Here is a 25723-nt window from a genome sequence, read left to right on the forward strand (position 1 = left end):
GTCACGCCCGGGACGCTCCGAGGAACCGCAGCACGGCCAGGACGCGGCGGTGGTCCGCGTCGACCACGGGCAGGTCAAGCTTGGCGAAGATGTTGTTGATGTGCTTCGCCACGGCGCTCTCGCTGACCACCAGCACCTGCGCGATGCCGGCATTGGAGCGCCCCTCGGCCATCAGGCCGAGCACCTCCCGTTCGCGGGGGGTCAGCCGCGCGAACGGGTCGCTGTCGCGCCGCAGCAGCAACTGGGCGACGACCTGCGGGTCCAGGGCCGTGCCCCCGTCCGCCACTCGCCGGACCGCCGCCACGAAGTCGGCGACATCGGCAACCCGCTGCTTGAGCAGGTAGCCCACACCGCTGGTGTTCGCGGACAGCAGGTCAGCCGCGTACCGCTCCTCCACGTACTGCGAAAGCAGCATCACCGGCGTCCCCGGCCAGCGCCGACGGATCTCCAACGCCGCCCGCACCCCCTCGTCGGTGAAGCCGGGCGGCATCCGGACGTCGATCAAGGCGAGCTCGGGCCGGTGCTCCGCCACTGCCGCCAACAGCCCCTCCGCGTCGCCGGCTTCCGCGGCGACCTGGAACCCGCCCATCTCCAGCACCTTGATCAGGCCGACCCGCAACAACACCGAATCCTCGGCGATCACCGCGCGCACGGCAGCTCCGCGGTGATGGTGGTGGGCCCGCCAACGGGGCTGCTGACGTGGAAGGCCCCGTCGAGGGAGCCGACCCGCTTGGCCAGCCCGGTCAGCCCCGTGCCGGCGGTGGCGTCGGCACCGCCCAGCCCGTCGTCGGTAACGCGCACTCGCAGCACCTCGCCGACCTGACGGACTATCACCTCTGCATGCATCGCGTTGGCGTGCTTCGTTGCATTGGTCAGCGCCTCAGAGATCACGAAGTACGCGACTGACTCCACCTTGGGCGCCACCCGCTCCTCCAGATTGACCCGCAGCCGCACCGGCAGGGGCGTGCGGGCAGCCAGCCCGGACAACGCCGCGTCCAGACCTCGGTCTTCGAGCACGGCCGGGTGCAGCCCCCGCACCAGGTCATTGAGTTCGGCGATCGCCTCCTTCGCCTCCAGGTGCGCAATCGCGATCACCTCGCGGGCATCACTCGGCAGGTCCGGGCGGGTGGCAATGGCCAGACCCAGGTTGACCGCGAGAGACACCAACCGCTGCTGGGTGCCGTCGTGCAGGTCGCGCTCGATCCGGCGGCGCTCCGCGTCGACGGCCTCGATCAAGTCGGTCCGGCTCACGGCCAGCTGATCGACCCGCTCCTGGAGCCGCTGCGCCCGGCTGGGCCCGAGCAGGACCAACGCCAGCCGCGCCTCGGCCCGGGCTACTGCCCGCGCGGTCCAGGGCAGGGCGCACAGGAGGAGGAGTCCAGCCGCTGTGTAAGCCGCCAGCTGGGTCAGGTAGCCGAACCAGTCCTGGCGGATTCCGGTTGGCAGCGCCCATGACCAGGCGCAGGCGATGACGCCCGCCAGGCACGCCGCTGCCACCGCGAGCACCAGCAGCTCCAGCAGCGCGAGCAGCGGGCCCAGCAGGAGGTGGTAGCCGATCTTGCGCCAAGGCCGCGTCGCCGCGAGCCACCGGGCGGTCGAGGCCCACGTCCATTGCTCCGGCGCGGTGGGGGTGAGCCGGGGGACGTCCACACCGATGAGCACCCGGTAGCGAGCCCGCTGAACGGCCGTCAGCACCGGGGTGCCGAGCAGGACCAGGGCGGCCGACATGGAAACCGTAAGGAGCCAGTTCCCCGTCCTGGCGGTAGTCGCCGCCGCCCAGGCCCACACGGGCACCAGCGCCAGGTGCGGCAGCACACCAGCGGCAAGAAAGCCGGTGTCCCGCCGCGCCCGGCGGACCGTGCGTCTCAGTCCAGCTGGAATCGTCATGGCACGACGCTAAGGCACCGCAGGAGGACGGTGCCATGAAACCTGTACCCGATCTCATGGTGAACCTAGTACCAGCTGTAGATCTTGATCTCGGCCTGTGGGCGGACAGCATCTCGGGTCGGCAGGTCGGCTTCTGCTGGCCGCCGGCAGGTAGACCGGGCCCAGTGGCAGCCGGTGTTCGACGACCTGATGGCGAGGGTGGCGAGGCGGTTCGCCCGGGTCGAGCCACGTCGCAGTGCACGGGCCTTCGTGCTGGGCCTGCTGTCAGAGTTGCCGCGGAAGAACTGCTGGACGATCGCGGAGCATGCCGGTGACAGCAGTCCGGCCGGTATGCAGCACCTGCTCAGCCGCGCGTCCTGGGACGCCGACGGAGTCCGCGACGACATACGGGACTTCGTGGTCGAGCGCCTCGGCAACCAGGACGCCGTCCCTCCCCGCCGACCGCCGCCCCGCTCTACCAAGGCCCACCTACGGATGCTGTCGATCGGGACGAGGGTGTCGGCCGTTCCGTGGAAGACGATCGCGGGCGGCGCGCCGGGGCGGACCAGGTGCTGCGGCGAGAGGGAAGCGGCCGCGTCTGCGTTCAAGCCGGTCGGAGAGTGTCGGCGCGGTGGCCGATGAGCCGGTAGCGGCGCTTGCGGCGAGGACGCCGTGGGAGGCGAGCGCCTGGCGCTGGGGGGTGAACCGTTCGGGCAATCCCAGCTGCCGGCCGCCTCCGTCGAGGAGCAGGACAGCGGCGCTCAAGCTGCTGTGCGTGGGCTCGCTGAGCAGACGCGCCATGTTGCCGCCCCTCGGGGAGGTGTCGTGGGTGCGGGTCTCGGTTGTCCCGGTGATGGGTTCCGTTCCGGCGCTTCGGGGTGGAGCGGACCGGTGTGTCAGTGGGCCTGCGCGGCGTTGCGGGCACAGCGGAAGCCGGCGTGGCCGCTGGAGCTGTCGGGGGTGTTGGAGCTGCGGGCGGCGACGCGGTAGCGGTTGCAGTAGGACTTGTGGCACATATGGGAGCCGCCGCGGATGACCTTGGCTGTTCCGGTGGCGGGGCCGGTGGGGCCGGCCAGGGGGCGGGCTGTGGGGTGGTCGGTGGTCCACCAGTCGGCGCACCACTCCCAGACGTTGCCGGACATGTTGTACAGGCCGAAGCCGTTCGGCTGGAAGGCGTCGACGGGGGCGGTGGCGCGGTAGCCGTCCGCGGCGGTGTTCCTGGTGGGGAAGGTGCCGCGCCAGATGTTGCAGCGGTGGGTGCCGTCGGGGTCGAGTTCGTCGCCCCACGGGTAGCGGGCCTGTTCGAGTCCGCCGCGGGCCGCGTACTCCCATTCCGCTTCGGTGGGCAGGCGCTTGCCGGCCCAGGCGGTGTAGGCGTGGGCGTCGTTCCACGAGACGTGGACGACGGGGTGGTCGCCGCGGTCGGCGACCGTGCTGCCCGGGCCCTCGGGGCGGTCCCAGGCGGCCCCGGTCACGGCGCACCACCAGGGGGTTCGCTCCACTCGTGCGGCGGTGCGGCGCAGGGCGGCCGGGAGGAACTGCGCGAAGACGTAGGACCAGCCGAGGCGTTCGGCGTCGGTCCGGTACCCGGTGTCGGCGGTGAACGCGGCGAACTGCTCGTTGGTGACCGCGCAGGCGTCGATGAGGAACGGGTCGAGCCGGACCCGGCGCACGGGTCCTTCGCCGTCGTCGGGGAAGCCTTCGCGGTCGTCGGTGCCCATCAGGAACTCGCCGCCGGGCAGGAGGAGCATGCCGTCCCGGGACCCGTCGGCACGTCGAGGCGCGGGTGTGAGTGTGAGCGGCCGGCCCGGTCCGGCGCCGCGCGAGGGGGTGCAGCAGGGAGTCGGGAGCAGGGGCATGGTTCCTCCAGAAGGTGTTCGCGGGCCTGGCTGTGCGCCGGGTCCGGGCCGGCCCGGTGTCAGGCCAGGGCGGTTCGGCGCCTGAGGTCGAGTTCGCGCTGCACCCGCTGTACGTCGTTGGCGTAGGGCAGGTGGAGAAGCGTCAGGAAGGCGCCGTTGGCGAGCATGAGGACCACCAGGACCGCCAGGAACACCGGTTGCAGGCCGTACGTCTGGCTGAGGAAGCCGGCGCCCAGGCCGAAGGCGGCCCAGGCGATGGCCTCGAAGACGGAGACGTAGATCGTGAAGGCGGTGGCCCGTAGTTCGGGCGGGGTGACGGCCATGACCATCGGGCGGTTGACCGTGGGGTTGACGCCCTGCGTGATGCCCATGAGGCAGAAGAGCAGGGCGTAGGTGCCGATGCCGCTGTAGTGGACCTGGGTGCCCAGGAAGGCGAGGACGGCGAAGGCGATCTGGGCACCTTGGAGCACGCCGGGAAGTCCGTGGCGGGGGCTCTTGCGGGCGGCCCAGTCGGCGAGGAACCCGCCCGACAGGGTTCCCAGCAGGAATCCGATGCCCAGCGGCATCAGGACGATGGCGGCTCGCTGGGTGGTGAAGCCGAACACGTCCACGAGGTAGACGACGGCGAACGAGGAGAGCAGCAGGTGTCCGGAGAGCAGTCGTGACACCAGGAGGATCGCGAAGCTGGGGATCTTGAGCAGCGAGACGACGGTGGCCACGTCGATCTTCGTCCGGGCTTCGCGGGTGGCCTGGTCGAGGTCGGCGAGTTGGTGTTCGGCCGCGCCGCGGCCGGGGTCGCGCAAGCAGAGCAGTAGCACCACGCCGAAGAGGATGTTCAGGACGCCGACGCCCCACAGTCCCCAGCGCCAGCCGTCGCGGACTCCCGCGAGCTGTCCGATGAGCGGGCCGAGCACCGAGCCGACCAGCGCGAGGGAGCCGTAGAGGGCACCGACGGCGCGGCCGCGCGACGCCGAGTCGAACAGGTCGCCGACGAGTTCGGAGACCAGCGGCTGGGCGGCCGCGTATCCGGCGGCGAGGACCGTGACGAAGAGCAGCAACTGGGCGAAGTTCTGTGAGAAGCCGGCGGCCACTCCCCACACTCCCCACAGGCCGGTGGACAGGACCAGGACGCTCTTGCGGGACCAGCGGCGCGACGCCCAGACCCACAGCGGGGCGGCGAGCACGCCGATCAGCTTGCCGGCGGCGGTCAGGACACCGAGCGCGCCGAGGGTGAGGTCCAGGGCCTGTCGGATGACGGGGAACAGCCCGGTGACCAGGCCGGCTTCGGTGCTGTCGACCAGCATGGCGCCGCCCAGGAGTGAGAGCTGGCGCCAGCGGCCCCTGACGGGGGGTGGACCGGGTCTCGTGGCGGGTTTTGACGTGGTCTCGATAAGGTCGGACATGCGCGACTCCGTCTCTCGCATCGTTCGTCACAGGGGCAGTGCGGGGAACCAAGGGGGTTGTGCTCGCCGGTGACGGGGTTGCCGCCCCGTCACCGGCAGGTCGTGCGGCGGCCGGTCAGAGCGCGGCGAGTTCCTCGGCCACCCGGTGCAGGGCGGAGACGTCGGTGAGCCCACCGGCCAGGGCGGCGACGTCGATCAGCGGGGTGGGGCCGAGGAACTGCAGGAACTCGGAGTCGACGATGCCGGGCAGGTGCCGGCGCAGCACCTCCACGGCGACCGGGTCGGAGATCAGGGCGAAGAGCGGGGTCCGCAGCGAGAAGCGTCCCGAGGGGTAGTCCTCCGGGCGGGGCAGCGGCTCGGCCGCCCGGGCGGCCTGCTCGCGCTGGGCGCGGACCAGCAGGTGCTCCGCGCCGACCGGGCCCTCGGTCGGCAGGCCCAGGCGCTCGTACTGGCTCGGCGGGGCGTCGCCGGCGCGCATCAGCTCCACCAGCAGGGTCGCCATCCGCAGCTCGGCCGCGTCGTCGATGAGCGGGGTGCGCTGCTCGGGGTCGCTCTCCAGGTCGAAGAGCAGGGTGCCGTGCTGGTGGGGGTTGATGAAGGTGCGACCGGGGATGCGCAGTGTGCGCACGCCCTTGGTGAAGGTGAACGGCTCCGCCAGCTGAAGGTCCGCCAGCTCGGCCGGTGAGAACCGCCCGCGCATGTGGGTGGGCATCAGTGTGTGCTCCAGCAGCGGCGCGTTCCGCGCCGTGGCGGGGGCACGCATGTAGACGTACCGGCCGTCGGTGACGTTGACGTGGCCACCGTGAGCGCCGAACAGCGCCGCCTCGCGCACGGGGGTGTCCTCGGAGACCGGCAGCGGGTGGCCCTGCATGTCCGCGGGGCGTTCGATGCCGAAGTACTCCAGCAGGGTGGGTGCCAGGTCGATCGTCTGCGCCAGGGCCTGGCGCCGCTCCCCGGCCCGGCCGGCCCGCGGGTCCCAGACGAACAGCGGCAGGTGGACCAGCTCGTTGTACCAGGGCTGGACGGCCTTGCCCCACCAGCCCTTCTCCCCGAGCAGCAGGCCGTGGTCGGTGTTGACGATCAGCAGGGTGTCTCCCCACAGGTTCTGCTCGTCCATCAGGTCGAGCACCCGACCGAGGGAGTGGTCGCACATCGACAGCAGCGCCGCGTACTCCAGGCGGGCGTGTTCGACCTGTCCGGGGGTCTCCACCACGCGCTTGTAGTCGGGCCAGTCGAAGTGCGGGCCGTCGTAGTCGTGCGGGTAGAGGTCCTTGAACCGCTGGTGGCTGAAGAACGGCTCGTGCGGATCGAAGGTCTCGATCTGGACGAACCAGTTGTCCGCGTCCCGGTTGGTGCGCACGAACTCCAGGCCCGCGTCGAAGGTCAGCGTCTGCGGGTGCTTGTCCTCGGTCGCCATGTGCGGGCGGTTCACCCAGTCCTGCCGGTAGGACTCGAACCGCAGCTTCTTCAAGTCCTCGGGAATCTCCGGGTCAGCGACCTGGCCCTTCCACGGGTCGCCCTCCTGGCCTCGGAAGAACTCCCAGGTGTTGTAGCGGCCGTGGTACGTGGCGCCGCCGTCCTCCCAGTAGTGCGGGTGGTCACTGACCAGGTGGGTGTACACGCCGTTCTGCTTGAGCAGTTCGGGCATGGAGTCGTCGAACGGCTCCAGCGGGCCCCAGCTGCGGTGCAGGAAGTTGTACCGGCCGGTGTGGATCTCGCGGCGGGCCGGCATGCACGGCATCGACCCCGCGTAGGCGTTGTCGAACGTGACCGACCGCTCCGCCAGCCGCGCGAAGTTCGGCGCGTGCGTCCAGTCCCCGCCGTAGGGCGGCAGCAGGTGCCGGTTGAGACTGTCGAACATCACCATGATCGCCTTCATCGGGTGCTCTCCTCTTCGGCCGGTGGCGCCTTCGGCCCCGGCTGCCACTGTTCGAGACGCCGGAGCATGCGCTCCAGCCAGGCCACCCACGCGTCCATCGCGCCGGCGCCGTACTGGTGAAGTTCCTCGTAGACCTCGCGCGCCAGTTCCTGGTCCAGTTCGGGCAACGGGTCCTCGAAATGGACCGTGCGGTCACGGGGCCGGTTGCGGGTGATCTGCTCGCGCCGGTGGTCCAGTTCGGTGCGGATCAGGCGGATCGCCGCCTCGCGGTCCAGGACCGCGGCGAAGGCGAAGCGGGAGAGGAAGTCCGCGTCCTGGAACCGGCTGGGCGGCTCGTACGGGGAGCGCACCCACTCCATCAGCGCCTCCCGCCCGACCGGCGTGAGCCGGTACACCTTGGCGTCGGGACGCCCCTCGCGCGGATCGACCTCGAACGCCACCCAGCCGTCGGCCACCATCCGCCCCAACAGGCGGTAGATCTGGCTGTGATGAGCCCGCGAACGAAGGAACTGGCCCTCCGTCTCGACCCACTTGCGCAAGTCGTACCCGCTGAGCGGGCGGCCGGCCAGCAGGGCCAGCAGGACATACTCGAACTGCATCGAGCCCCCTATGTGCAGAATCACCTATGTGCTGAGTGTTCTATCCGCCGCCGTCAGGGCCGTCAACGCACCGGACGGCGACTTATCGGACCGTTCACACGGGTTCACGGTGATTCACGGTTCCGCAGCACCGGCGGCCTCCGACGCGGTCCGGCCGGGGTCACCCGCTCAGCCGTACGCCACGCCGAAAGGGCAGGGTGGGGCTCGGCCCGGAGACGGGTCGAGCCCCACCCTGCGAGATCCGCAGCGCGGTCATGCGTGCTGATCGAGGAACGCGGCCGGTCGCTGCCGTACCGGGCGGGGTCGGCGTTCCAGGAGCCGGTGTGGCCGGCCCGGGGACGGCGACGGGGCGGACCTTGTCCGGCCCCAGTCGCGAGCGAACTGGGCGCTGCTCGCGTACGGCACGAGTGCGTCGGCGGTGCCGTGGCAGAGCAGGACGGGCTGCTCTGGGCCACCGTCGCGCCGGTTCGCGGCCAGGCTGTCGACCTGGTCGAGATCCACTTCGGCTTGGAGCCCAAGCGCCCGTCGTCGCCCATGGGCGCTCATCGCGCGCGGCCCCGAGGTGGCCCCCATTCGGCCCCCAGGGCTGCCCCCGAGTATTTCGCAGCACCCATGAGGACATCCTCTCCACGGACCCCCAGATCCGCTTCTCAGAAGTGTCCACCGTTCGGGGCAAAGCCCACACGGCAACTCACCCATCCGCTTCGACGACCTGTTCTTCCGCCGCCGCCCCTACGATCCCGGGCACGCCTACGGACAATCCAAAACCGCCCAGATCCTCTTCGCCGTCGAAATCGGCCGCCGCTGGGCCGACCACGGCGTCACCACCAACGCCCTGATGCCCGGCGGCATCTGGACCAATTTGCAACGCCACTGGGACCCCGACCACCTCGCCCGACTCAAGGCCACCACCCCCGGCAAGACACCCCAGCAGGGAGCCGCCACCAGCGTGCTCCTCGCCGCCTCCCCGCTCGTCGAAGGCGTCAGCGGCCGCTACTTCGACGACTGCACCGAGGCCGAACCCGTCGACGAGATCATCGACGGACTCCACGGGGTACGCCCCTGGGCCCTCGACCCCGACCCCGCCCGACGCCTGTGGGGACGTCTCCCTCGCGCTCGTCGACGCAGCCCGCGGATGACCGGCCCTCGGCCACGCCCCGGACGCCCTCACCCGCCTCGCCCGGGCCCTCGCCGCCGACCCCGCGTTCAACCCGCTCCAAGCGCCCCTTGCCCCCGCTGACCTGGCCCCCCGACTCTGACCCTCGGTCGCCAGCCGGCGACCGGCGACCGGCCCTACTCCTCGCCGGTGGCTGATATTTCAGGAGCGATCGGCGCGGCGGCCGCCAGTGACGATCAATCAACCAACCGACTGCCCCGCTTGAAGAAGGTCACTACACCGTCCACGCCGCCGAGTTCGCGGATCGTGGCCACCGCACCGAACGGCGCGTTCCAGTACTTCCCCTGCTGCCGGGTGTGCGGGCCGACGTAGGCGTACGGCTCCGCCTGGAAGTCGTCGCCCGGAGAGACCCCGTAGTTGACTGCGGCCACGGTCACGCCGATGTCGAAGTGCTCGGGCCAGATGACCGGATCCGCGCCGGGAAACATCCGGCGCAGTGCGGCATCACCGGCCGCGAAGCAGTGCGCGATCCAGTGCGCCGGCTGCGGATCGGCTTCGATCACGTCCTCGGGGCCGACACCGGATCCGCCCTGGTAGAGCCCCGCGGGCGCACCGACCGTGACCCCGATCGCAGCCGCCAGCGCGGCACAGGTGGTCCGCTCCAGGAAGAGGCGCTGCCCGGGCGCCACCAGATCCGCGCCGACGACCTGCACGTTCGGCTCGGCTCGGGTGGCGAAGCCTCCGAGGGAGGCGCGTAGCCTGATCGTGCCACTGGTTCGGAACTGCGGCCCGGCCAGGACCAGCTCCGCGACCGCGTGCAAGGCGCGGCGGGTGCGTACAAGCGATTCGATGTCCATGACGGCATGCTCTCGCGCAGTGGCGTCCGCCTCCCGCACCGGCGCGTTCCCCACCTCTCACACGCCGAACGCCTTCCGTGCGACCGAAGCGGCAGTCCCCCGGCTTCCCCGGCAAGGGTCGTTTGTGGGAGCTGTCCCCGAGGCGTTCAGCTCTGCCCCGTTTCCTTGCGGATGGTCGGGGCGACTTCGGTGGCGAGGAGTTCGACGGAGTTGTTGACCATGTGCGGGGGCCTGCCGCCGACGCCGATCCACAGGGGCAGCGCGTCCTGCTGGGGGCGGGGCGGGGAAGTCGTGCAGGGCCGGGCGGTGGCGACCGGACCAGCTGACGTGCCCGCCTGCGCGGATCTCTCGGCGAAGGTATTCCCGAGCCCCTCAGAGATCTGCCAGATTGCGCGGTCGAGAACGACCCAAGGGCTTATGGCGATGTGATGGGATCGCACTGCGCCTGCCACTTGGCGGAAAAGCAAAAAGGCCGCCCCCGCATCTCTGCGGAAACGGCCCACGCCCTGCATAAACGCTGATCTGAACAACAGGATTTGTACCTGCGCCCCCGACACCTAAGTGCTCCCGCTATCTCCCGCCCGAAAAGCCGGGTTAAGATTTCGCGATCACGAGCCGCAGAATCAGGGCTCCTGTTTCTCTGATCCGCATATGCACCTCCTCGTGATCGCCCTGCCGGTAAGTTCTCCGGCACTCTCCAGGCTACTCCGGTAAAGCGCGAATTCAGGCACGTCAGGTGCACGAATACCGTCGCGTCAGTTCACCAACGCAGCTGCCGGGCCGCCCGGGACAGGCGCTGGCCGTGAGGCCGACCGCCCCACGGGGTCCAGGCCAACCAGCTCCTGGAGCGAGCCCGTCGTCGCTCCGCGTTGCACGGTGCCGCAGGTCGGCCGTGAGAACCGCCAGAACACCTCACCCCTTCCCGGGCGGTTCTCTGCCGCCAAGGCAGGCCGGGAGCCACAGCCGATGCTTACAAGATCCATCTGGCTCGGGTGTCGCGGGGTGAGAGCCGGTGCGATGCTGAGACGGAGAGGACGCCGGCGAGGCGCTCGCCCGGCTGCGCAGGGCAAGGCAGGAAAGCCGGCCGAAGAAGAGGGCCGCTGCGGGAAACCGAGGTGCCCATGGCGGAATTCGCACCGGGGAACCGCAGGGCTGCGGTGAACCGGTCGGAGGGATTCGGTGAGCGGCTGCTGGGCCGGCTGCTGGACCGGGCTCACGAGATGCCGCCGCAGCTCATCGCTCCGCTGGTGGCGGAGGAGGTGCGCGCGATCGGTGGCCGGGACGTCTCGATCCTCCTTCAGGACTATGGCCAACTCGTGCTGGTGCCCCTCCCTGGCAGGGGACTCACCGGTGAAGATCCGGTGCCCATCGACGGTTCCCTGGCCGGCGAGGTCTTCCTTCGTGCGACCCCGGCCGAGCACGCTCAGGCCGACGGGATACGGATGTTCCTGCCGCTGTTGGACGGCGGTGACGAGGTCGGGGTGCTGGCCATCACCCTGGACAGCGTCGATGACGATGACCGCCGGTTGCTACGGCGGCTCGCGGGGCTGGTCGCCGACATGCTGGTCACCAAGAGCGGCTACACGGACCGGTTCTTCCAGGCGCGGCGTCGCGAGCCGATGAGTGTGGCGGCGGAGATCCAGTGGTCACTGCTGCCCCCGCTGTCGATGGACACCCCGCAGGTCGCGGTCGCCGGAATCCTGGAGCCCGCCTACAACGTCGCCGGCGACAGCCTGGACTACGCCCTCAACGACGACATCCTGCATCTGGCCATGATCGACGCGATGGGCCACGGCTTGAACGCCGCCGTACTGGCGACCGTCGCCGTCGGCGCCTACCGGCATGCCAGGCGCGCCGATGTCGGGCTCGCCGAGCTCTATGCGTTCATGGATGCCGCCATCGACGAGCAGTTCGGCCCCGACCACTTCGTCACCGCGCAGATGATGCGCCTGGACATCGGTACGGGCCACCTGCAGTGGGTCAACGCCGGTCACCCGGCACCGCTACTGATCCGCGACCACCGGGTCATCCAGGCCCTGGACAGCCCCGGAACCCTGCCGGTCGGCTTCGGCGGTGACACACCGCAGATCAGCATGCGGCAGCTCCGTCGCGGCGACCGGCTGCTCTTCTACACCGACGGCCTCGTCGAGGAACACCAGAGCGGCGGGGAACAGTTCGGCGAGGAACGCCTGATCGCCACCATCGAGCGCGTCGGCCCCGCCGGTGGAGGCGTGCGGGAGATGGTGCGGGCCCTCTCCCACAGCCTGATGCGAGAGCGGGGCGGAACCACAACCGACGACGCGAGCCTCTTCCTGGTCGAGTGGCGCGGCGGCACCGCCGACCATCTCGCCAGCCCAGAGCTGTAGACCAGGGTGCAGACCCTGCACGGGGGACCACATGAAATTGTACGTCTCCGGCAACCGTTGACAGCGGGACGCCGGCCTAGTGCCACCCGGTCGGGAAGCCGTCACCGGCCGCCCTCTGCTCCCGGGCGGGCCCTGGCCCTGGCCCTGGTCCTGGCCCTGGCCGGAGTACGGTGAAAGTGCTCATCGTCGGCGGCATGCGGATTGCTTCGGGGGTGCCCCGGCTGCAGCGCATGGCCGTCCAGAAACTGCCCGGGGTAGGTGTGTTCGACATGACCGCGACCTTCGATACCGCCGCCGGCCAGCCATCGGGGCCGGAACCGCCGCTCCGACTCTCGCTGACACCTGAGGGCGCCACCCCCGGCCGGCTGGACGGGGCCTGGTGGCCCCGCTCGCACGACCTCCTTCGCGAACTTCCCTCGCTGGCGGCGGCGCTGGACCCCAAGTGGGGGCGGATCACCCGGGTCACCGTGAATCCGACGCACTGGCCGGTCATCCCCCAGCGGGTCCCGGTCGCAGGCCACGTCATCCACGTCGGATGGTTCGAACAGGAACAGGACGCGGACGAGGTGATGGTGTGCTCCTTCATCCCCCTGCGCCTGGAGCTCCTGGTGATTCCCCCCGACGCCGAGGCCTCCGCCGCCGAGTGGCTGATGACAACGGCGTCCGACCCGGCCAACACGCGCACCGGCACCGCCCTCCTGACAGCGGCAGGTGTTCCGACAGCAGACCGACCGCAGGCAGGCGGATAACGCCGGCCAGCTGCGAACAGCACCACGCTGTTCGCCGCCGGCTCCGACTCTCTTCGTGTCGGGTCCAGGTGACTGTGCCGCCGCTCCCCGTGAAGCCCTGCTCCTCGCCGGCCTCGCACGGGACGACCGGATCCGCCCCGCGGAGGGACATCCTGTGCAGGACCGGTGACGCGGCGAGCCGAGCCCGCCCTACCGACTGTGACTCGTCCGACTACTCACGTGACCACTCCGTCTCGGCCGGGGGCTCGCCGACCGGGTGTCCCTCCCAGACGCGGACCCCCGACGGCACCGTACGAGCCATCCGGACCGCCGCCGGCATCTGACCGTCACGCGAGCCCCGCCGACAGCGAAGCCGCTCCCACTGGCCTCGGGAAACCCAGACCACGGCATCGACCCGCTGCGCGTGGCTGGTCGACGGCCGACTGACCGGTCAGGGCCGGCGCCGGTCGCAGCCGGCGCCCCCTCCTGAGTGAACTGCCCGCCGCTGGGTCGCTCACGTCCACGATCCACTCGTGCGGCCGCCGGGAGGCGGAGCATCATGAGCACCAGGAGGCGACGAGCAGGGGGAAAATGGCCGATCTTCGTTGCGAGCAGCAACCCGCAGGTCCTCCTTGAGCAGGCTGAGCAGATCGTTGAAGAAGCTGCACGAGTAGCCGACCGGTCGTACGATCGTGCGAAGGGGGCAGGGTGAGCGATCTCAGGGTGATTGCTTCACGCGCGACATGCGCGGGATCGGGCGCCTGGGCACCGGGGGCCTGGAGGTGCGGATGGGCGGGGCGGCCGACCTGGAGAAGGCGGTGCCGCTGATCCGGCTGGCGGTGCAGGCGGCCTGACGAAGGCGTGAGGGCGGCTGGAGCATGGTGCTCCAGCCGCCCTTCTCCGTCTGCGGCCCGTTCGGTGTCGGCAGCCCAGGGCTCTCACCGTCACGCCTCCGGTCCGGCGAGGACGAAGTCGTCCTGGGTCGGCTCTGCGCGCAGCCGCTGGTCGGCGATCTCGGCGTAGTGCGGGGAGAGTTCGGCGAGCGGACGAGGCCGCTCACTTCACGACGCGGCCCCTCCCCGTGGCGCCGCCAGCTGGGCCGCCTTGCGGCGCTCCAGCCTGCTCTGCACGTCCGCGAAGCCGGGCCGGCCGCCTCCTTCGATGTGGCGGGCGAGCTCGGCGATGGTCGGGAAGCGGAAAAGGTCGGTCATCAACAGGCCGCCGGGGAAGCGAACCTTCAGCTCGCCGAAGACGCGGGCCAGCAGCAGGGAATCGCCGCCGAGGTCGAAGAAGCCGTCGTCCACTCCGGGCCTCGGTATCCCGAGCACCGCCGTCCAGACAGCGGCGATGACCCGCTCGGTCTCGCTCGTCGGCTCCCGGTACGTACGCCTGACTCCCAAGGACTCGGGAGCCCGCAAGGCCCCTCGGTCGACCTTGCCGTTCGGTGTGAGCGGGATCGCGGCAAGTCCGACGAAAGCCGACGGCACCATGTGCTCGGGAAGCACGGCGCGCAGCACACGTACGAGGTCGGACTGGTCGAACGCCCGCCCCGGCTCGTCGACCACGTACGCCACCAGTCGTCTGCCACCTTGCGGGTCCGTGTGCACCGCTGCCACGGCATCGCGCACGCCCGGGAGGGCCCGCAGCGTGGCCTCGATCTCGCCGAGCTCGATTCGGAAACCCCGCAGCTTCACCTGGTGATCCGTCCGGCCGAGGTACTCCAACTGGCCGTCGGCAAGGCGGCGGACGAGATCCCCTGTGCGGTAGAGCCGGGCGCCCGGGCGCCCGCTGAGCGGGTCCGGCAGATAACGGCTCGCGGTGAGCGAAGGCCGCTCGTGGTAGCCGCGTGACACGCCCTCTCCGCCGAGGTACAACTCGCCGGCGACGCCGGTCGGTACCGGTCGCAGCCGCGCATCGAGAACGTACGCCTGCGAGTTGGCGACGGGCCGTCCGATCAGGGGCTTGCCGCCGCCAGCCGGGACCAGGGCGAACGTCGAGTAGACGGTGTCCTCCGACGGCCCGTACAGGTTGTACACCTTGCGCAGTCCCGGCTGTCGGTAGGCCCGGTCCACGAGTTCCTCGGGCAGTGGCTCACCGGCGAGGTTGACCACCGCGACCCGTGGCGGCAGCGCGCCGAGCCGCAACAGCGTGTCGAGCGCCGACGGAACGGTGTTGATCAGCGTCACTTCACCGCGCGCCGGCAACGACGGCAGGAGCAGCGCGTTCCGGGCGAGGATCACGGTGCCACCGGTGGTGAGCGGCAGGAAGAGTTCGAAGACGGAGAGGTCGAAGCAGATCGACGTCGAGGCCAGCGTCCCTGACAGTTCCTCGGCCGAGTAGGTTCCCGATGCCCAGGCCAATAGGGCACGGACGTTGCGATGGGTGATCAGTACACCCTTGGGTGTTCCGGTCGAGCCGGAGGTGTAGATCGTCAGGGCGACCGCGTCGGCGTCGGCGTCCGCCGGCACGAAGGGCGTGTCGTCGGCGGCGGAGGGAGGGTCGTCACCGGTCGCGTCGAGCGACAGCACGGGACAGGCGGAGCCCGCCAGCACGCCGCTGGTCGAGTCCTGCGCCAGGACCACCGTCGGCGCCGCGTCGTCGAGGATGTGCCGGATCCGGGCGGCGGGGTAGGCCGGATCCAGCGGCAGGTAGGCCGCCCCGGTCTTCCACACCGCCAGCAGAGCCGCGGGCAGGTAGGCCGCCCGCTCGAGGCACACTCCGACGAAGGCGCCGGCCACCACGCCGGCCCGGCGCAGCCGCGCCGCGATCCGATTCGCCCGGGCGTCGAGTTCGGCGTACGAAAGCCGCTCCTCGTCGACGACCACGGCCGTCGCGTGCGGGGTCGCTGCCGCCTGCGCCTCGAAGAGGCGGTGAACCCCGCCCGCTCCCGCGATCGGAAGCTCGATCTGCGGACCTGCGGACTGGGCCAGCAAGGTGGCCTGCTCGGCGGCTCCTACCGCGGTCAGGTCACCGACCCGGGCGGGCGGGGAGGCCAGCGAGACGAGCAGCGCTTCGTAGTGCCCGAGCATCCGCTCGACGGCTTCCTCCTCGAACTGGCCCTGGTCGTAGCTGAGTTGCAGTGAAAGGTGCTCACCGGGGGCGACCGTGAGCGTGAGCGGGAAGCTGGTCTGCTCTGCCATCCGCACGTTCTCGACGTGGAGTGCTCCTCCCTGCGCCGCAAGTGCCGGGCCGCCCGGGAAGTTCTCGAAGACCACCAAGGACTCCATCAGCGGCTGATCACCCGGCAGCCCCGCCCAGCGGCGGATCTGCGCGAGCGAGACGTGCCCGTGCTCCTCGCGCGCCACCTGCGCGCTCTGCAGAGCCCGCAGCCAGTCGGTGACCAGCGCGTCGTCGTCCACCCGGACGCGCACGGGCAGAGTGTTCAGGAAGCAGCCGACGGCGGACTCCACCCCGGCCAGCGTCGGCGGACGCCCGGATGCGACCATGCCGAGCAGGACGTCGCGCTCACCGCTGTAGCAGCGCAGCAACAGCGCCCAGGCAGCCTGGATGTAGGTACTCAGGGTGATCCGCTCCCGGCGGGCGGCCGCGAGCAGCGCGGACGTACTCTCCTGGCTCAGCCGCACCCGCCGCTTTCCGTGGAGTCCCTGGCCGGGCCCGCCTTCGGTCCGCGGCCGGCCGACGCCCAGCAGGGTCGGGCCGGTCACCCCGGCAAGGGAGCGCCGCCAGTACTCCTCCGTCCCGGCCGGATCCTGTGTCCGCAGCCAGGCGATGTAGTCGCGGTACTGGGTCGCCGGACCGAGCTGCGGCGTGCTGCCCTCCCCGATCGCCCGGTAGCATTGCACAACCTCGGACAGGACGGTCGGCATCGACCACCCGTCGGAGATCGCGTGGTGACGGGTCCACAGGAAGCGGTGGCGATCCGACGCGGTGCGCACCAGCACACACCGCATCAGCGGAGCCCGAGCGGGCACGAAGTCCTCGGCTCGGTCCTGCTCCAGCAGCGCGGCGAACCGGGCCTCCTGCTCGTCGGACGGCAGCGAGGTCCAATCCTCCTCCCGCCAGGGCACGCTCACCGTGCGGCGCACGACCTGCAGGGGCTGTTCCTGGTCCAGCCGCAGGAAGCAGGTCCGGTGTGCGGCGTGCCGCTCGGTGACCTGCTCCCAGGCCCGGCGGAACGCGACCGCGTCGAAGGCTCCGCCGATCTCGAAGGACAGTTGCAGGATGTAGACCCCGCTGCCGGGTGCGAGTTGCGACCGGAGCAGCATGGCGTGCTGCATCGGCGAGAGCGGGTAGATGGCCTCGATGTCGTCAGTTCGGCTCACGCCGGTTCTCCTTCCTGGTCCCGGATCTCACCGAGCAGGTCGTCCAGGGACTCCTGGGTCAGCTCCACGTCGGGGAAGTCGGACGGGGCGAGCCGGATCAGGCCCGCCCGGCAGTCCTCGACCCGCCGGCGCAGCAGGTCACCGAACCGGGCGGCGAGGCCGCGAATCGTCGCCGGGTCGTGCACCGCCTCGCTGAAGGTGAAGTCCACGCGCAGTCGGCCGCCCGCGACGATTCCGTTGACGTTGAGCAGGTGCCGCCGGGTCTGCGTGGGCGCGTGGGGCGCGCCCACGGATCCGGCGGCCAGGGCGAGCAGGGCGTCATCGCTGTGCGACGTGTCCGCCTGCCCCAGGTAGTTGAAGATGATCTCGGGTTGTCGTCCTGCGGCGAGCCGGGACCTCACCGATGCGTCGGGGTGCAGGTGACGCAGCAGACCGTGCCCAATTCCCCGGCGCGGGATGCGGCGCACCTGCTCCCGGACGGAGGCCAGCCGCTCCGCAGGAGCGGCCGGAAGGTCGATGCGCAGCGGATACAGGGCGGTGAACCAGCCCACGGAGCGTGACACGTCGACGTCCTCGAAGAGTTCCTCGCGTCCGTGCCCCTCCATGTCCAGGAGTAGGGACCTCGAACCGGTCCACGGCACGCAGGCCTCCGCGAGCGCGCAGAGCAGCACTGCATGAAGATCGGCACGGTGGGCCCGAGGCACTTCATGCAGCAGCGCTTCGGTCTCCTCCGCCGTGAACTCCGCGGTGGTGGTCCGCGCGTCGGCCTCGGTGTTGTCGCCGGCGCGGTCCCGCGGCAGGGAGTGTGCCACGTGCGCGCCCTCGACCTGGCCCGCCCAGTAGTCGAGTTCTGCGAGCGTCTGCTCGGACGCGGCCTCCTGGGCGAGCCTGCCGACCCACTCCTGGTAGGAGGTGGTCTTGGCGGGCAGCTCGACCCGGCGTCCGTCCCGCAGGAGACGGTAGGCGTGCTGCAGGTCCTCCAGCAGGATCCGCCACGAGACACCGTCCACCACGGTGTGGTGGATCACGGTGAAGAGCTGATCGGTGCGGCGTCCGCCGTAACCGACGGAGACCATCGTCAGCAGCGGCCCGCGGTCGAGATCCAGGGCGCGGTGCGCGCGGTTCTGGAGGGCCGCGAGCTCCGCCGGCCAGGCTGCCGCAGGCAGTGCGCTCAGGTCGACGTGCTCGATGGGCGACCCCTCCGTCTCCGGTGCGCCGGTCCGCTGGATCCACCCGGCCGAGTCCGGGTGGAACGTGTTGCGCAGTGCGTCGTGGTGGCGCACGACAGCGTCACGCGTCCGGGCCAGCAGCTCCAGGTCGAGCGGATCCCCGACGACGTCCGCCAGCACGGCCTGGTTGTAGTGGTGCTGATCCGCCAGCCGCTGCTCGAAGAACCAGTGCTGGATCGGGGCGAGCCCGGATTCGCCCAGCAGCACGCCCTGTTCGGCTGTGGTCCGGCCGCCTTGCCGTGCCGCAGCGGCGAGTTTGCCCAGCGTCTGGTACTGGAACAGGTCCCGTGCGGTCAGGACGATCCCCGCCTGCCGGGCGCGCGAGACCATCTGGATGGCGACGATCGAATCGCCACCCAGGTCGAAGAAGTTGTCCCCGACCCCGATCTCCTCGCAGCGCAGCAGGTCACGCCAGATGCCGGCCAGGCGCTGCTCGGTCGCCGTCGAGGGCGCCGTGGCCGACTGCGCGGGCCGCTGGGGCGACGGCGGCTCCGGCAGCGCCCGCCGGTCGGTCTTGCCGCTCGGCAGCAGCGGCATGGCGTCCAGGCCGACGAACTGCGCCGGGACCAGGTAGCGCGGAAGGCGCTCCTCGAGGTGCCGGCGGAGTGCCTCGTCGTCCAGCGGCCCGGTGGCGACGACGTAGCCGATCAACCGCTGCCCGCCTCGTCCGTCATCCACCGCGACGACCGCCGCGGACCGGACACCCGGTGCGGCGGCCAGCGCCGCCTCGATCTCCCCCGGCTCCACCCGGAAGCCGTGGATCTTCACCTGCTCGTCCCGGCGCCCGATGAACTCGAGCTCGCCGTTCGACCGGTAGCGGACGACATCGCCCGTGCGGTACATCCGGGCGGCCGGGTCGGCGGCGAAGGGATCCGTGACGAAGCGCTCCGCGGTGAGCTCCGGTTGGTGCAGATAGCCCGCCGCGACGCCCGTGCCGCCGATGTGGAGCTCGCCGGGCACGCCGATCGGCACGGGGGCCCTTCGGTCGTCCAGGACGTAGACCCTGGTGTTGGACAGCGGGCGACCGATCGAGTTGCCGCCGTCGTGCACGAGGTGTGCGGTGGACCAGATCGTCGCCTCCGTCGGCCCGTAGACGTTCAGCAGGCGCCCACCGACGATCTGCGCCAGGTTCTCGGCCAGCACCGGCGTCAGGGCCTCACCACCGACCAGCATCTGGTCGAGGGAAGCGAGTCCGGTCCGCACCTGCTCGTCGGCGATCAGCACGGACGCCAACGAGGGGGTGCACTGCAGGTGGGTGACGCCGTGCCGCTCGATCATCCCCGCGATGTCCCGCGGGGCTTCGTCGTGCGCGGATCCAGCCAGTCGGCGCAGCTCGTCCAGGTGGGTCAGAGCCGCCAGCACCTCGTCAGCAGGGACGCCGAAGTCCACCAGGCAGGCGATCTCGTCGACGCCGACCTCGCTCAGGCGGTCGACCATCGCCACACAGCCGTCGGGGGTGCCGAACAGCCCGCTGGTCTCGTAGTAACGCTGGAAGGCGTGGTCGAGGAGCGCGTCGAGGTCGCCCTCGTCGAAGTCCTCCAGCTCCAGGCCGCGTGCTCGGGCGAACGGACGGACCAGGTCCACCGATTCACGCAGGTAGTTCTTGAACGGCTCGCGCACGGTGCGGCGGACGTCGTCGTCCTGGGAGACGAAGGTGTGCACCATCAGCGTGACGTGGCCGGAGCCGATGTGCCCCGCCTCCGCACGCGCGGTGCGATAGACCCGGACGGCCTCCGCGAGTTCCTCGACCGACTGACCCAGCAGATGCGTCAGTACGTTGGCACCGACGGCACCCGCGCGGCGGAAGGTCTCGGGGTTGCCGGCTGCGGTGACCCACACGGGGAGTTCCGACTGAACCGGGCGCGGCAGGGTGCGCACCTCGATCTCCTCACCCGTCCCCGAGACCGTGCGCACGGTCTCACCGCGCCACAGCCTGCGAACCACCTCGAGATCACGGAACATGATCTCCTTGCGGTCCGCGAAATTGCCCGGCGCGAGGGCGAAGTCGTGCGGCTGCCACCCGGAGGCGACCGAGAGCCCGACCCGGCCGACCGAGATGTTGTCGACAACCGCCCAGTCCTCCGCCACCCGGATCGGATCGTGCAGCGGGAGGACGAGGCTTCCGGTGCGAAGGCCGATCCGGCTGGTCACGGTGGCGAGGGCGGCCGAGGTGACGACGGGATTCGGGTACAGGCCGCCGAACGTTCCGAAGTGGCGTTCCGGGGTCCAGACGGCGGCAAAGCCGTGCCGGTCGGCCCATTGCGCGCCCTCCAGCAGCAGGCGGTACTTGTCCGGCTCACGGTCTCCGGCGTCGCTCGCGAAGTAGAACAGGCTGAAGTCCGGCGTCCGGCGCCGCGGCCCGGGCCTCCCGGCGCTGAGCACCAACTCGTCGTCAGCGAGGACGACCTTGAAGCCCCTCGTCAGAGTCCACAGCAGTTCCAGCACCGAGATGTCGAAGGTGTACCGGGTGACCGCCAGCCACGTGCCGGGCTGATCCCCGCCGAGCTGCTCGTCCATGGCCGCGAAGAAGCCGGCGAGGTTCTGCTGCCCGACCATGACACCCTTGGGACGACCGGTCGAGCCCGAGGTGTAGATGATGTAGGCGAGGTCGTCGGAGCCGCTCCGGCGGACCGGGGCGGAGTCCTCGCCGGTGTCCTGGACCGGGTCGACGGGGATCACCCCGGGGGGCAGGTCCGCCGAGCGCTCCCGGGTCGTGATCACGAAGCCGAGTCGCGCGTCCGCGATCAGGTCCTGGTTGCGCGCCGTCGGGGCGGCGGGATCGAGCGGGAGGTAGGCGGCACCGGCCTTGAGCACGGCGAGCATGGCGACGACCATCTCCACCGAACGGTCCAGCCACAGACCCACGAGCTCGTTGCCGACGGCTCCTTCGGAGCGCAGGACGTGAGCCAGCCGATTCGCGGCCCGGTCGAGTTCCCCGTAGCTCAGGCTGCGGTTGCCGTGCACGAGCGCGGTGGCCTCCGGGGCGCGCCGCACCTGCTCCTCGAAGGCGTCGGCCGCCCGGGGAGCCTCCGGCCGGCCGCGGTACCCGGCGTTCCAGCCTCGCAGCAGCAGGTCCCGCTCGGAGTCCGGCAGCAGCGTCAGCTCGCCCAAGCGCGCCTGCGGGGTCCGCACGACGGAGTCGAGCAGTTCCAGGAACTGCCGGCCGAGCCGCTGGACGGTCTCCGCGTCGAAGAGGTCGGTCCGGTACTCGATCCGCCCGGACACCCCGTGCGCGTGCTCCGTCAGGTCGAGGGTGAGGTCGTACTTGGCGACGTCTCCCCCGATCGAAAGGGGATCGAGCTGCAGGCCGCCCATCGTCAGCCCCTCGTCCGGCGCCGGTTGGTAGACGAAGAGCGCCTGGAAGAGCGGGGAACGGCCGGCGTCACGAGGCGGGTTCAACGCCTCCACGAGCCGCTCGAAGGGCAGTTCCTGGTGCGCCTGCCCGCCCAGCACCGCCTCGCGGACCCGGCCGAGCAGCTCGGCGAAGTCCGGGTCACCCGACAGGTCGGTCCGGATCACCAGCGTGTTGAAGAAGCAGCCGATCAGGTTCTCCACCTCGGCCCGGGTGCGGTTCGCCACCGGCGTGCCCACGGCGATGTCCTGCTGACCGCTGTGCCGTGCCAGCAGCACGTTGAAGGCGGCCAGCAGCACCATGAACACCGTGGACCGGTGCTCATGGGAGAGCGCGCGCAGTCCGGCGACGGTCTCAGGTCCGATCTCGATCGGGACCGACGCGCCGTCGTAGCCCTGGACCTTGGGCCGCGGACGGTCGGTCGGCAGCTCCAACGCAGCGGGCAGATCCCGCAACTGCTGCGTCCAGTAGTCCAGTTGCGGGGTCATGCCGCCGTCGTGCAGCCACCCGGTCTGCCAGACCGCGTAGTCGGCGTACTGGATCGGCAGCGGGGCCAGGGCCGGGACGCGCCCGGCGCGATGGTCGCTGTACAGCGTCACGGTCTCCCGCCACAGCAGGGCGGTCGACCATCCGTCCGAGACGATGTGATGGAGACAGAGCAGCAACACGTGCTCCTGGGGTCCGACCCGCAGCAGCTCGGCCCGGAACAACTCGTCCCGCTCGAGGTCGAAGGGCCGGGACGCGAAGGCGAGCGCCCGCTCGGGCACGTCCGCCTCGGCGGTCTCCCTCGTCGGGACCGCGAACTCGGCGGGTTCGCGGACCACCTGCCAGGGCGTCTCGTCGACCAGGACGATGTTCGTGCGCAGCGCCTCGTGACGATGCACCACCTCGCGCAGGGCGCGGACCAAGAGGTCGGGCTCCAGGTCACCCCGGATGCGAATGGCCGCCGGGATGTTGTAGGCCGCTCGGACCCCGTCCACCTCCGAGAGGACCCAGAGCCGACGCTGGGCGTAGGAGAGTGGCATCGGACCGGTGCGCTCGGCCGGGACGATCGCCTCGGTCCCGGCGTCCGCGGCCGAACGGTCGACGAGTTCCGCCAGGCTCGCCACCGTGGGTGCCTCGAACAGGGCGCTGACGTGCAGACCGACTCCGGTCGCCGCACGGATGCGGGCCACCACGCGGGTGGCGTCGAGCGAATTGCCGCCCAGCTCCTGGAAGAAGGAGTTGTCTCGGCCGACCCGCTCGCGGCCAAGGACGTCGGCCCACAGCCCCGCCAGGAGGACCTCGGTCTCCGTCGCGGGGGCGACGTACCGTGCCGAGCGGGACGCGTCCGCGTCGACCGTGGGCAGGGCGCCCCGGTCCACCTTCCCGTTCGGGCTGAGCGGGAGCGCGGGCAGTGCGGCGATCGCGGCGGGGACCATGTACTCCGGCAGCCGGAGACTCAGCCTCTGCCGCAGCCCGTCGGTGTCCACGGAGCAGCCGCGCCGCGCCGCGACGAACGCCGTCAGGCGCGTCCCGTCCGCGTCGGCCACCACCACGGCGTCCGCGACGTTCTCGTCCCGGCGCAGCTCGGACTCGATCTCGCCCAGCTCGACCCGGTGACCTCGGATCTTCACCTGGTGGTCGGTACGACCGAGGAAGACCGCGGCACCGTCGGGGCGCAGCCGGACGAGGTCTCCGGTGCGGTACATCCTGGCACCGGGCTCCGGGCCGAACGGGTCGGGCAGGAAGCGCTCAGCCGTGGTCCGGGGGCTGCCGTGGTACCCGCGGGCGAGACCGGGACCGGCGAGGTACAACTCCCCGGCCGCTCCCCGGAGCACGGGCCGGAGCCCGGCATCGAGCACGTAGGCGCGGTAGCCGGGCAGCGGTCGGCCGATGGGGACCGGTCCCCGCTCGTCCTGGCCCACCTCGTGGACCAGGGCGCCGACGGCGGACTCCGTCGGGCCGTAGTGGTTCACCACGCGCAGCCCCGGGCGCAGCGCGCGGATCCTCTCCAACAGCGCTTCCGGGAGCGGCTCGCCACCCAGCACGAGGCACCGGGACGGCAGCAGCGCCTCCGCTCCGGGCGCGTCGAGCAACGCGGCCAGGTGCGACGGCACGACCTTCAGCAGGCCCAGGGGTCGATCACGGAACCGTGCGCCCAGGGCCTCGCCGTCAAGCACCTCCTCTGGCCTGGCGAGGAACAACGAGCGCCCGGTGCACAGGGCGCCGAAGACAGCGGTGTGGCCCAGATCGGCCGCCGGTGTCGCCAGGGTGCCCAACAGCTCGTCCTCGGGCAGGGCCAATGTCGGCAGCACACCGTCCACGTAGGCGCAGATGGCACGGTGCGGTACGGCCACGCCCTTGGCCCGGCCGGTCGAGCCGGACGTGAAGATCACGTAGGCGGTGTGCTCGGGACGGACCGCCGGCTCGACCGGAGTGTCGGGCAGGCCGCCCAGCATTGCGGCATCCCGGTCCAGGTCGAGCACGGACGTCGTCCCCACCACCTCGGGATCGAGCAGACCACGGTGGGTGACCAGAACCGCCGGCCGGAGCTCGTCGAGCATGGCGCGCACCCGCGCGGCCGGTAGCCCCGGATCGACCGGCACGAAGGCCCCTCCGGCCTTGAGGACGGCGAGCAGCCCGACGACGTAGTCGACGGAGCGCTCCAGCACCAGGCCGACCGGTACGTCCGGGCCCACGCCGCGCGCTCGCAGCGCGCACGCCAGCCGGTTGGCCCGCGTCTCCGCCTCACGATAGGTCAGCGCGTCCTCGCCGCAGATCACGGCGAGCGCCTCGGGCCGCTCGGCCGCTCGGCGCTCGAACCGAAGGTGAGCGAGGGCGGGGCCGGTTGCCGATGCCCCCGCGGCTGCCCGCAGCCCGGGGAAGCCGGCGGTCTCCGGGTCATCCGCCAGGCCGAGGTCGCCGAGCCGGGCGTGCGGGTGCGAGACCACCGCACGCAGAACCGAGAGGTACTGGTCCGCCATCACCTGCACGTGGCGGTGGGAGACCTGCTGCTCGTTCCTGGCGAGCGAGACCACCAGACGGCCGTCGGCGGTCCGCGCCGCGCCGAGGTCCAGGGCCAAGCCGCCCGGCCCGGCGAGGAGGCCCGTCATGCTCAGCCGTACGCCGCCGACCCGCACACCGGCGGGCAACGCGGTGAAGGCGAAGCCGAACGGAACCGGCTCGGCGACGCGCGTGCCGTCGAAGGCGAACTGCCCGGCAGGGACGGCGGCGAGGGCCCGGTCGAGTTCCCGGACCAGCGAGGCGAACGGAAGCGCGCCGGACAGGGCACCGAGCACGGGCACCCCCGTCTCGAACGGGCCGACCACGTCGTCCAGTTCGTCCATGCCTCGGGTGTCGGACCGGACCGCGGTGACGATCTCCTCCTGTCCTGTCAGCCTCCCGAGCAGCAACTGCCAGGCACCGAGCAGCACCGCGGCCGTGCCGGCCCCGAGCTCGCCGCTCGTCCGGTCCACGGCAGCCACGAGCGCGGGCTCAAGCTCCGTCACGAGGCGCGTGGGCTCACCTGCCGGGCCCGACTCCGAAGGCAGCCTCACCCCGTCGGCGACGACGAGCTCGCGGGCGAGCCAACCGTCCATGCGCGACCTCGCCTCGTCGGTAGCGAGCTGCTCGTTGAGCCACTCCGCGGCGTCGAGGTACTGCAGCGGCGTCTCCGGCGACCCCGTGCCGCCGAGGACCGAGGCCATCTCCTCCAGGACCACCACCAGGGACCTGCGGTCGGCGAACATCCCGTCCGCCGTCACCAGCAGAACCGCTCCGTCGGCGCCGGACAACAGACGCGCCCGCACGGTGCCGGTCCACGGCTCGTCCAGGTCCGCCGCAGCCGCGCTGTCGATCGACGCCCCTGCCGCCGCGGCGTCGCCCGGCAGGCGCTCCTCGCACCACGCCAGTTCCGGGGCGTCCTCCACCGACTGCAGCGGCGCGGACAGGCCCGGCACATCGACGAGGCGGGTACGGAGCGACTCGTGACGCTCCATCACTTTCAGCAGCGCCTGTTCGAGCTGGTCGGGCGCCACCGGACCCTCGACGAGAATCCGGGCCTGCACCCGCCGTCCCGCAGCGTGCGGCCAAGCCAGCAGCTGCGGCGGTGACAGGCGGAATCCAGCCTCCGCCGTGGTGTCGAGCTCGGCGTCGTACATCGTGTGTGACTCTCCATTGTCAGCCATGAGGGCGGTTGCTGCT

At 71.2% G+C, this 25723-nt stretch carries 13 protein-coding genes and 1 pseudogene; 3 read left to right on the plus strand and 11 right to left on the minus strand.

Features of this window, described 5'->3' with window-relative positions:
• Nucleotide 1: 1 nt before the first annotated feature.
• Together ACFVYI_RS15695 and ACFVYI_RS15700 are read right to left on the minus strand one after the other, a co-directional pair.
• Nucleotides 2–652 carry a response regulator gene (locus ACFVYI_RS15695; RefSeq protein ID WP_387885433.1) on the minus strand — a complete coding sequence of 217 codons (651 nt, stop codon included), beginning with the start codon at nt 650–652 and terminating at the stop codon, nt 2–4.
• Entirely contained in the window at nt 640–1887 is a 1248-nt protein-coding gene (locus tag ACFVYI_RS15700) for a sensor histidine kinase (RefSeq protein ID WP_387885435.1), read from the minus strand. The genes ACFVYI_RS15695 and ACFVYI_RS15700 overlap by 13 nt, the downstream gene beginning before the upstream one ends.
• Nucleotides 1888–2076: 189 nt before the next feature.
• Between ACFVYI_RS15700 and ACFVYI_RS15705 the strand changes: the two are divergent.
• Nucleotides 2077–2316, plus strand: a pseudogene (locus ACFVYI_RS15705) (transposase); the annotation flags it as partial.
• A gap of 446 nt (nt 2317–2762) precedes the next feature.
• On the opposite strand, the gene ACFVYI_RS15710 reads toward ACFVYI_RS15705, so the two are convergent.
• The 7 genes from ACFVYI_RS15710 to ACFVYI_RS15740 all read right to left on the minus strand — a co-directional run bounded on the left by ACFVYI_RS15710 (nt 2763) and on the right by ACFVYI_RS15740 (nt 10137).
• A complete protein-coding gene (locus ACFVYI_RS15710) occupies nt 2763–3617 on the minus strand; it encodes a formylglycine-generating enzyme family protein (RefSeq protein ID WP_387885437.1) in 855 nt (284 codons plus the stop codon).
• A gap of 167 nt (nt 3618–3784) precedes the next feature.
• Complete coding sequence (locus ACFVYI_RS15715; RefSeq protein ID WP_387885439.1) at nt 3785–5128, minus strand: MFS transporter; 1344 nt, start codon at nt 5126–5128, stop codon at nt 3785–3787.
• 115 nt (nt 5129–5243) lie between these two features.
• Complete coding sequence (locus ACFVYI_RS15720) at nt 5244–7007, minus strand: sulfatase (protein ID WP_387885441.1); 1764 nt, start codon at nt 7005–7007, stop codon at nt 5244–5246.
• Nucleotides 7004–7606, minus strand: a complete 603-nt coding sequence (locus tag ACFVYI_RS15725) for a helix-turn-helix transcriptional regulator (protein ID WP_387885442.1) — start codon at nt 7604–7606, stop codon at nt 7004–7006. The genes ACFVYI_RS15720 and ACFVYI_RS15725 overlap by 4 nt, the downstream gene beginning before the upstream one ends.
• Nucleotides 7607–8297: 691 nt before the next feature.
• Nucleotides 8298–8657: a hypothetical protein gene (locus ACFVYI_RS15730; RefSeq protein WP_387885444.1), complete on the minus strand. Its 360-nt coding sequence runs from the start codon at nt 8655–8657 to the stop codon at nt 8298–8300.
• A 302-nt stretch (nt 8658–8959) separates the two neighbouring features.
• Nucleotides 8960–9580: a hypothetical protein gene (locus ACFVYI_RS15735; RefSeq protein ID WP_387885446.1), complete on the minus strand. Its 621-nt coding sequence runs from the start codon at nt 9578–9580 to the stop codon at nt 8960–8962.
• A gap of 146 nt (nt 9581–9726) precedes the next feature.
• A complete protein-coding gene (locus ACFVYI_RS15740; protein WP_387885447.1) occupies nt 9727–10137 on the minus strand; it encodes a hypothetical protein in 411 nt (136 codons plus the stop codon).
• 564 nt (nt 10138–10701) lie between these two features.
• Here ACFVYI_RS15740 and ACFVYI_RS15745 point away from each other — a divergent pair.
• A complete protein-coding gene (locus tag ACFVYI_RS15745; protein WP_387885449.1) occupies nt 10702–11946 on the plus strand; it encodes a PP2C family protein-serine/threonine phosphatase in 1245 nt (414 codons plus the stop codon).
• Between the two features lie 176 nt (nt 11947–12122).
• Nucleotides 12123–12695 (plus strand): DUF5994 family protein, encoded by a 573-nt coding sequence (locus ACFVYI_RS15750; protein ID WP_387885451.1) that lies wholly within the window; start codon nt 12123–12125, stop codon nt 12693–12695.
• Between the two features lie 1040 nt (nt 12696–13735).
• Here ACFVYI_RS15750 and ACFVYI_RS15755 read toward each other — a convergent pair.
• Together ACFVYI_RS15755 and ACFVYI_RS15760 are read right to left on the minus strand one after the other, a co-directional pair.
• Nucleotides 13736–16957 (minus strand): amino acid adenylation domain-containing protein, encoded by a 3222-nt coding sequence (locus ACFVYI_RS15755; protein ID WP_387885454.1) that lies wholly within the window; start codon nt 16955–16957, stop codon nt 13736–13738.
• Entirely contained in the window at nt 16954–25680 is an 8727-nt protein-coding gene (locus tag ACFVYI_RS15760; protein ID WP_387885455.1) for an amino acid adenylation domain-containing protein, read from the minus strand. Before ACFVYI_RS15760 ends, ACFVYI_RS15755 begins: the two co-directional genes overlap by 4 nt.
• Between the last annotated feature and the right edge of the window lie 43 nt (nt 25681–25723).

It is taken from the genome of Kitasatospora sp. NPDC058218, from assembly GCF_042882445.1.
GTDB lineage: Bacteria > Actinomycetota > Actinomycetes > Streptomycetales > Streptomycetaceae > Kitasatospora.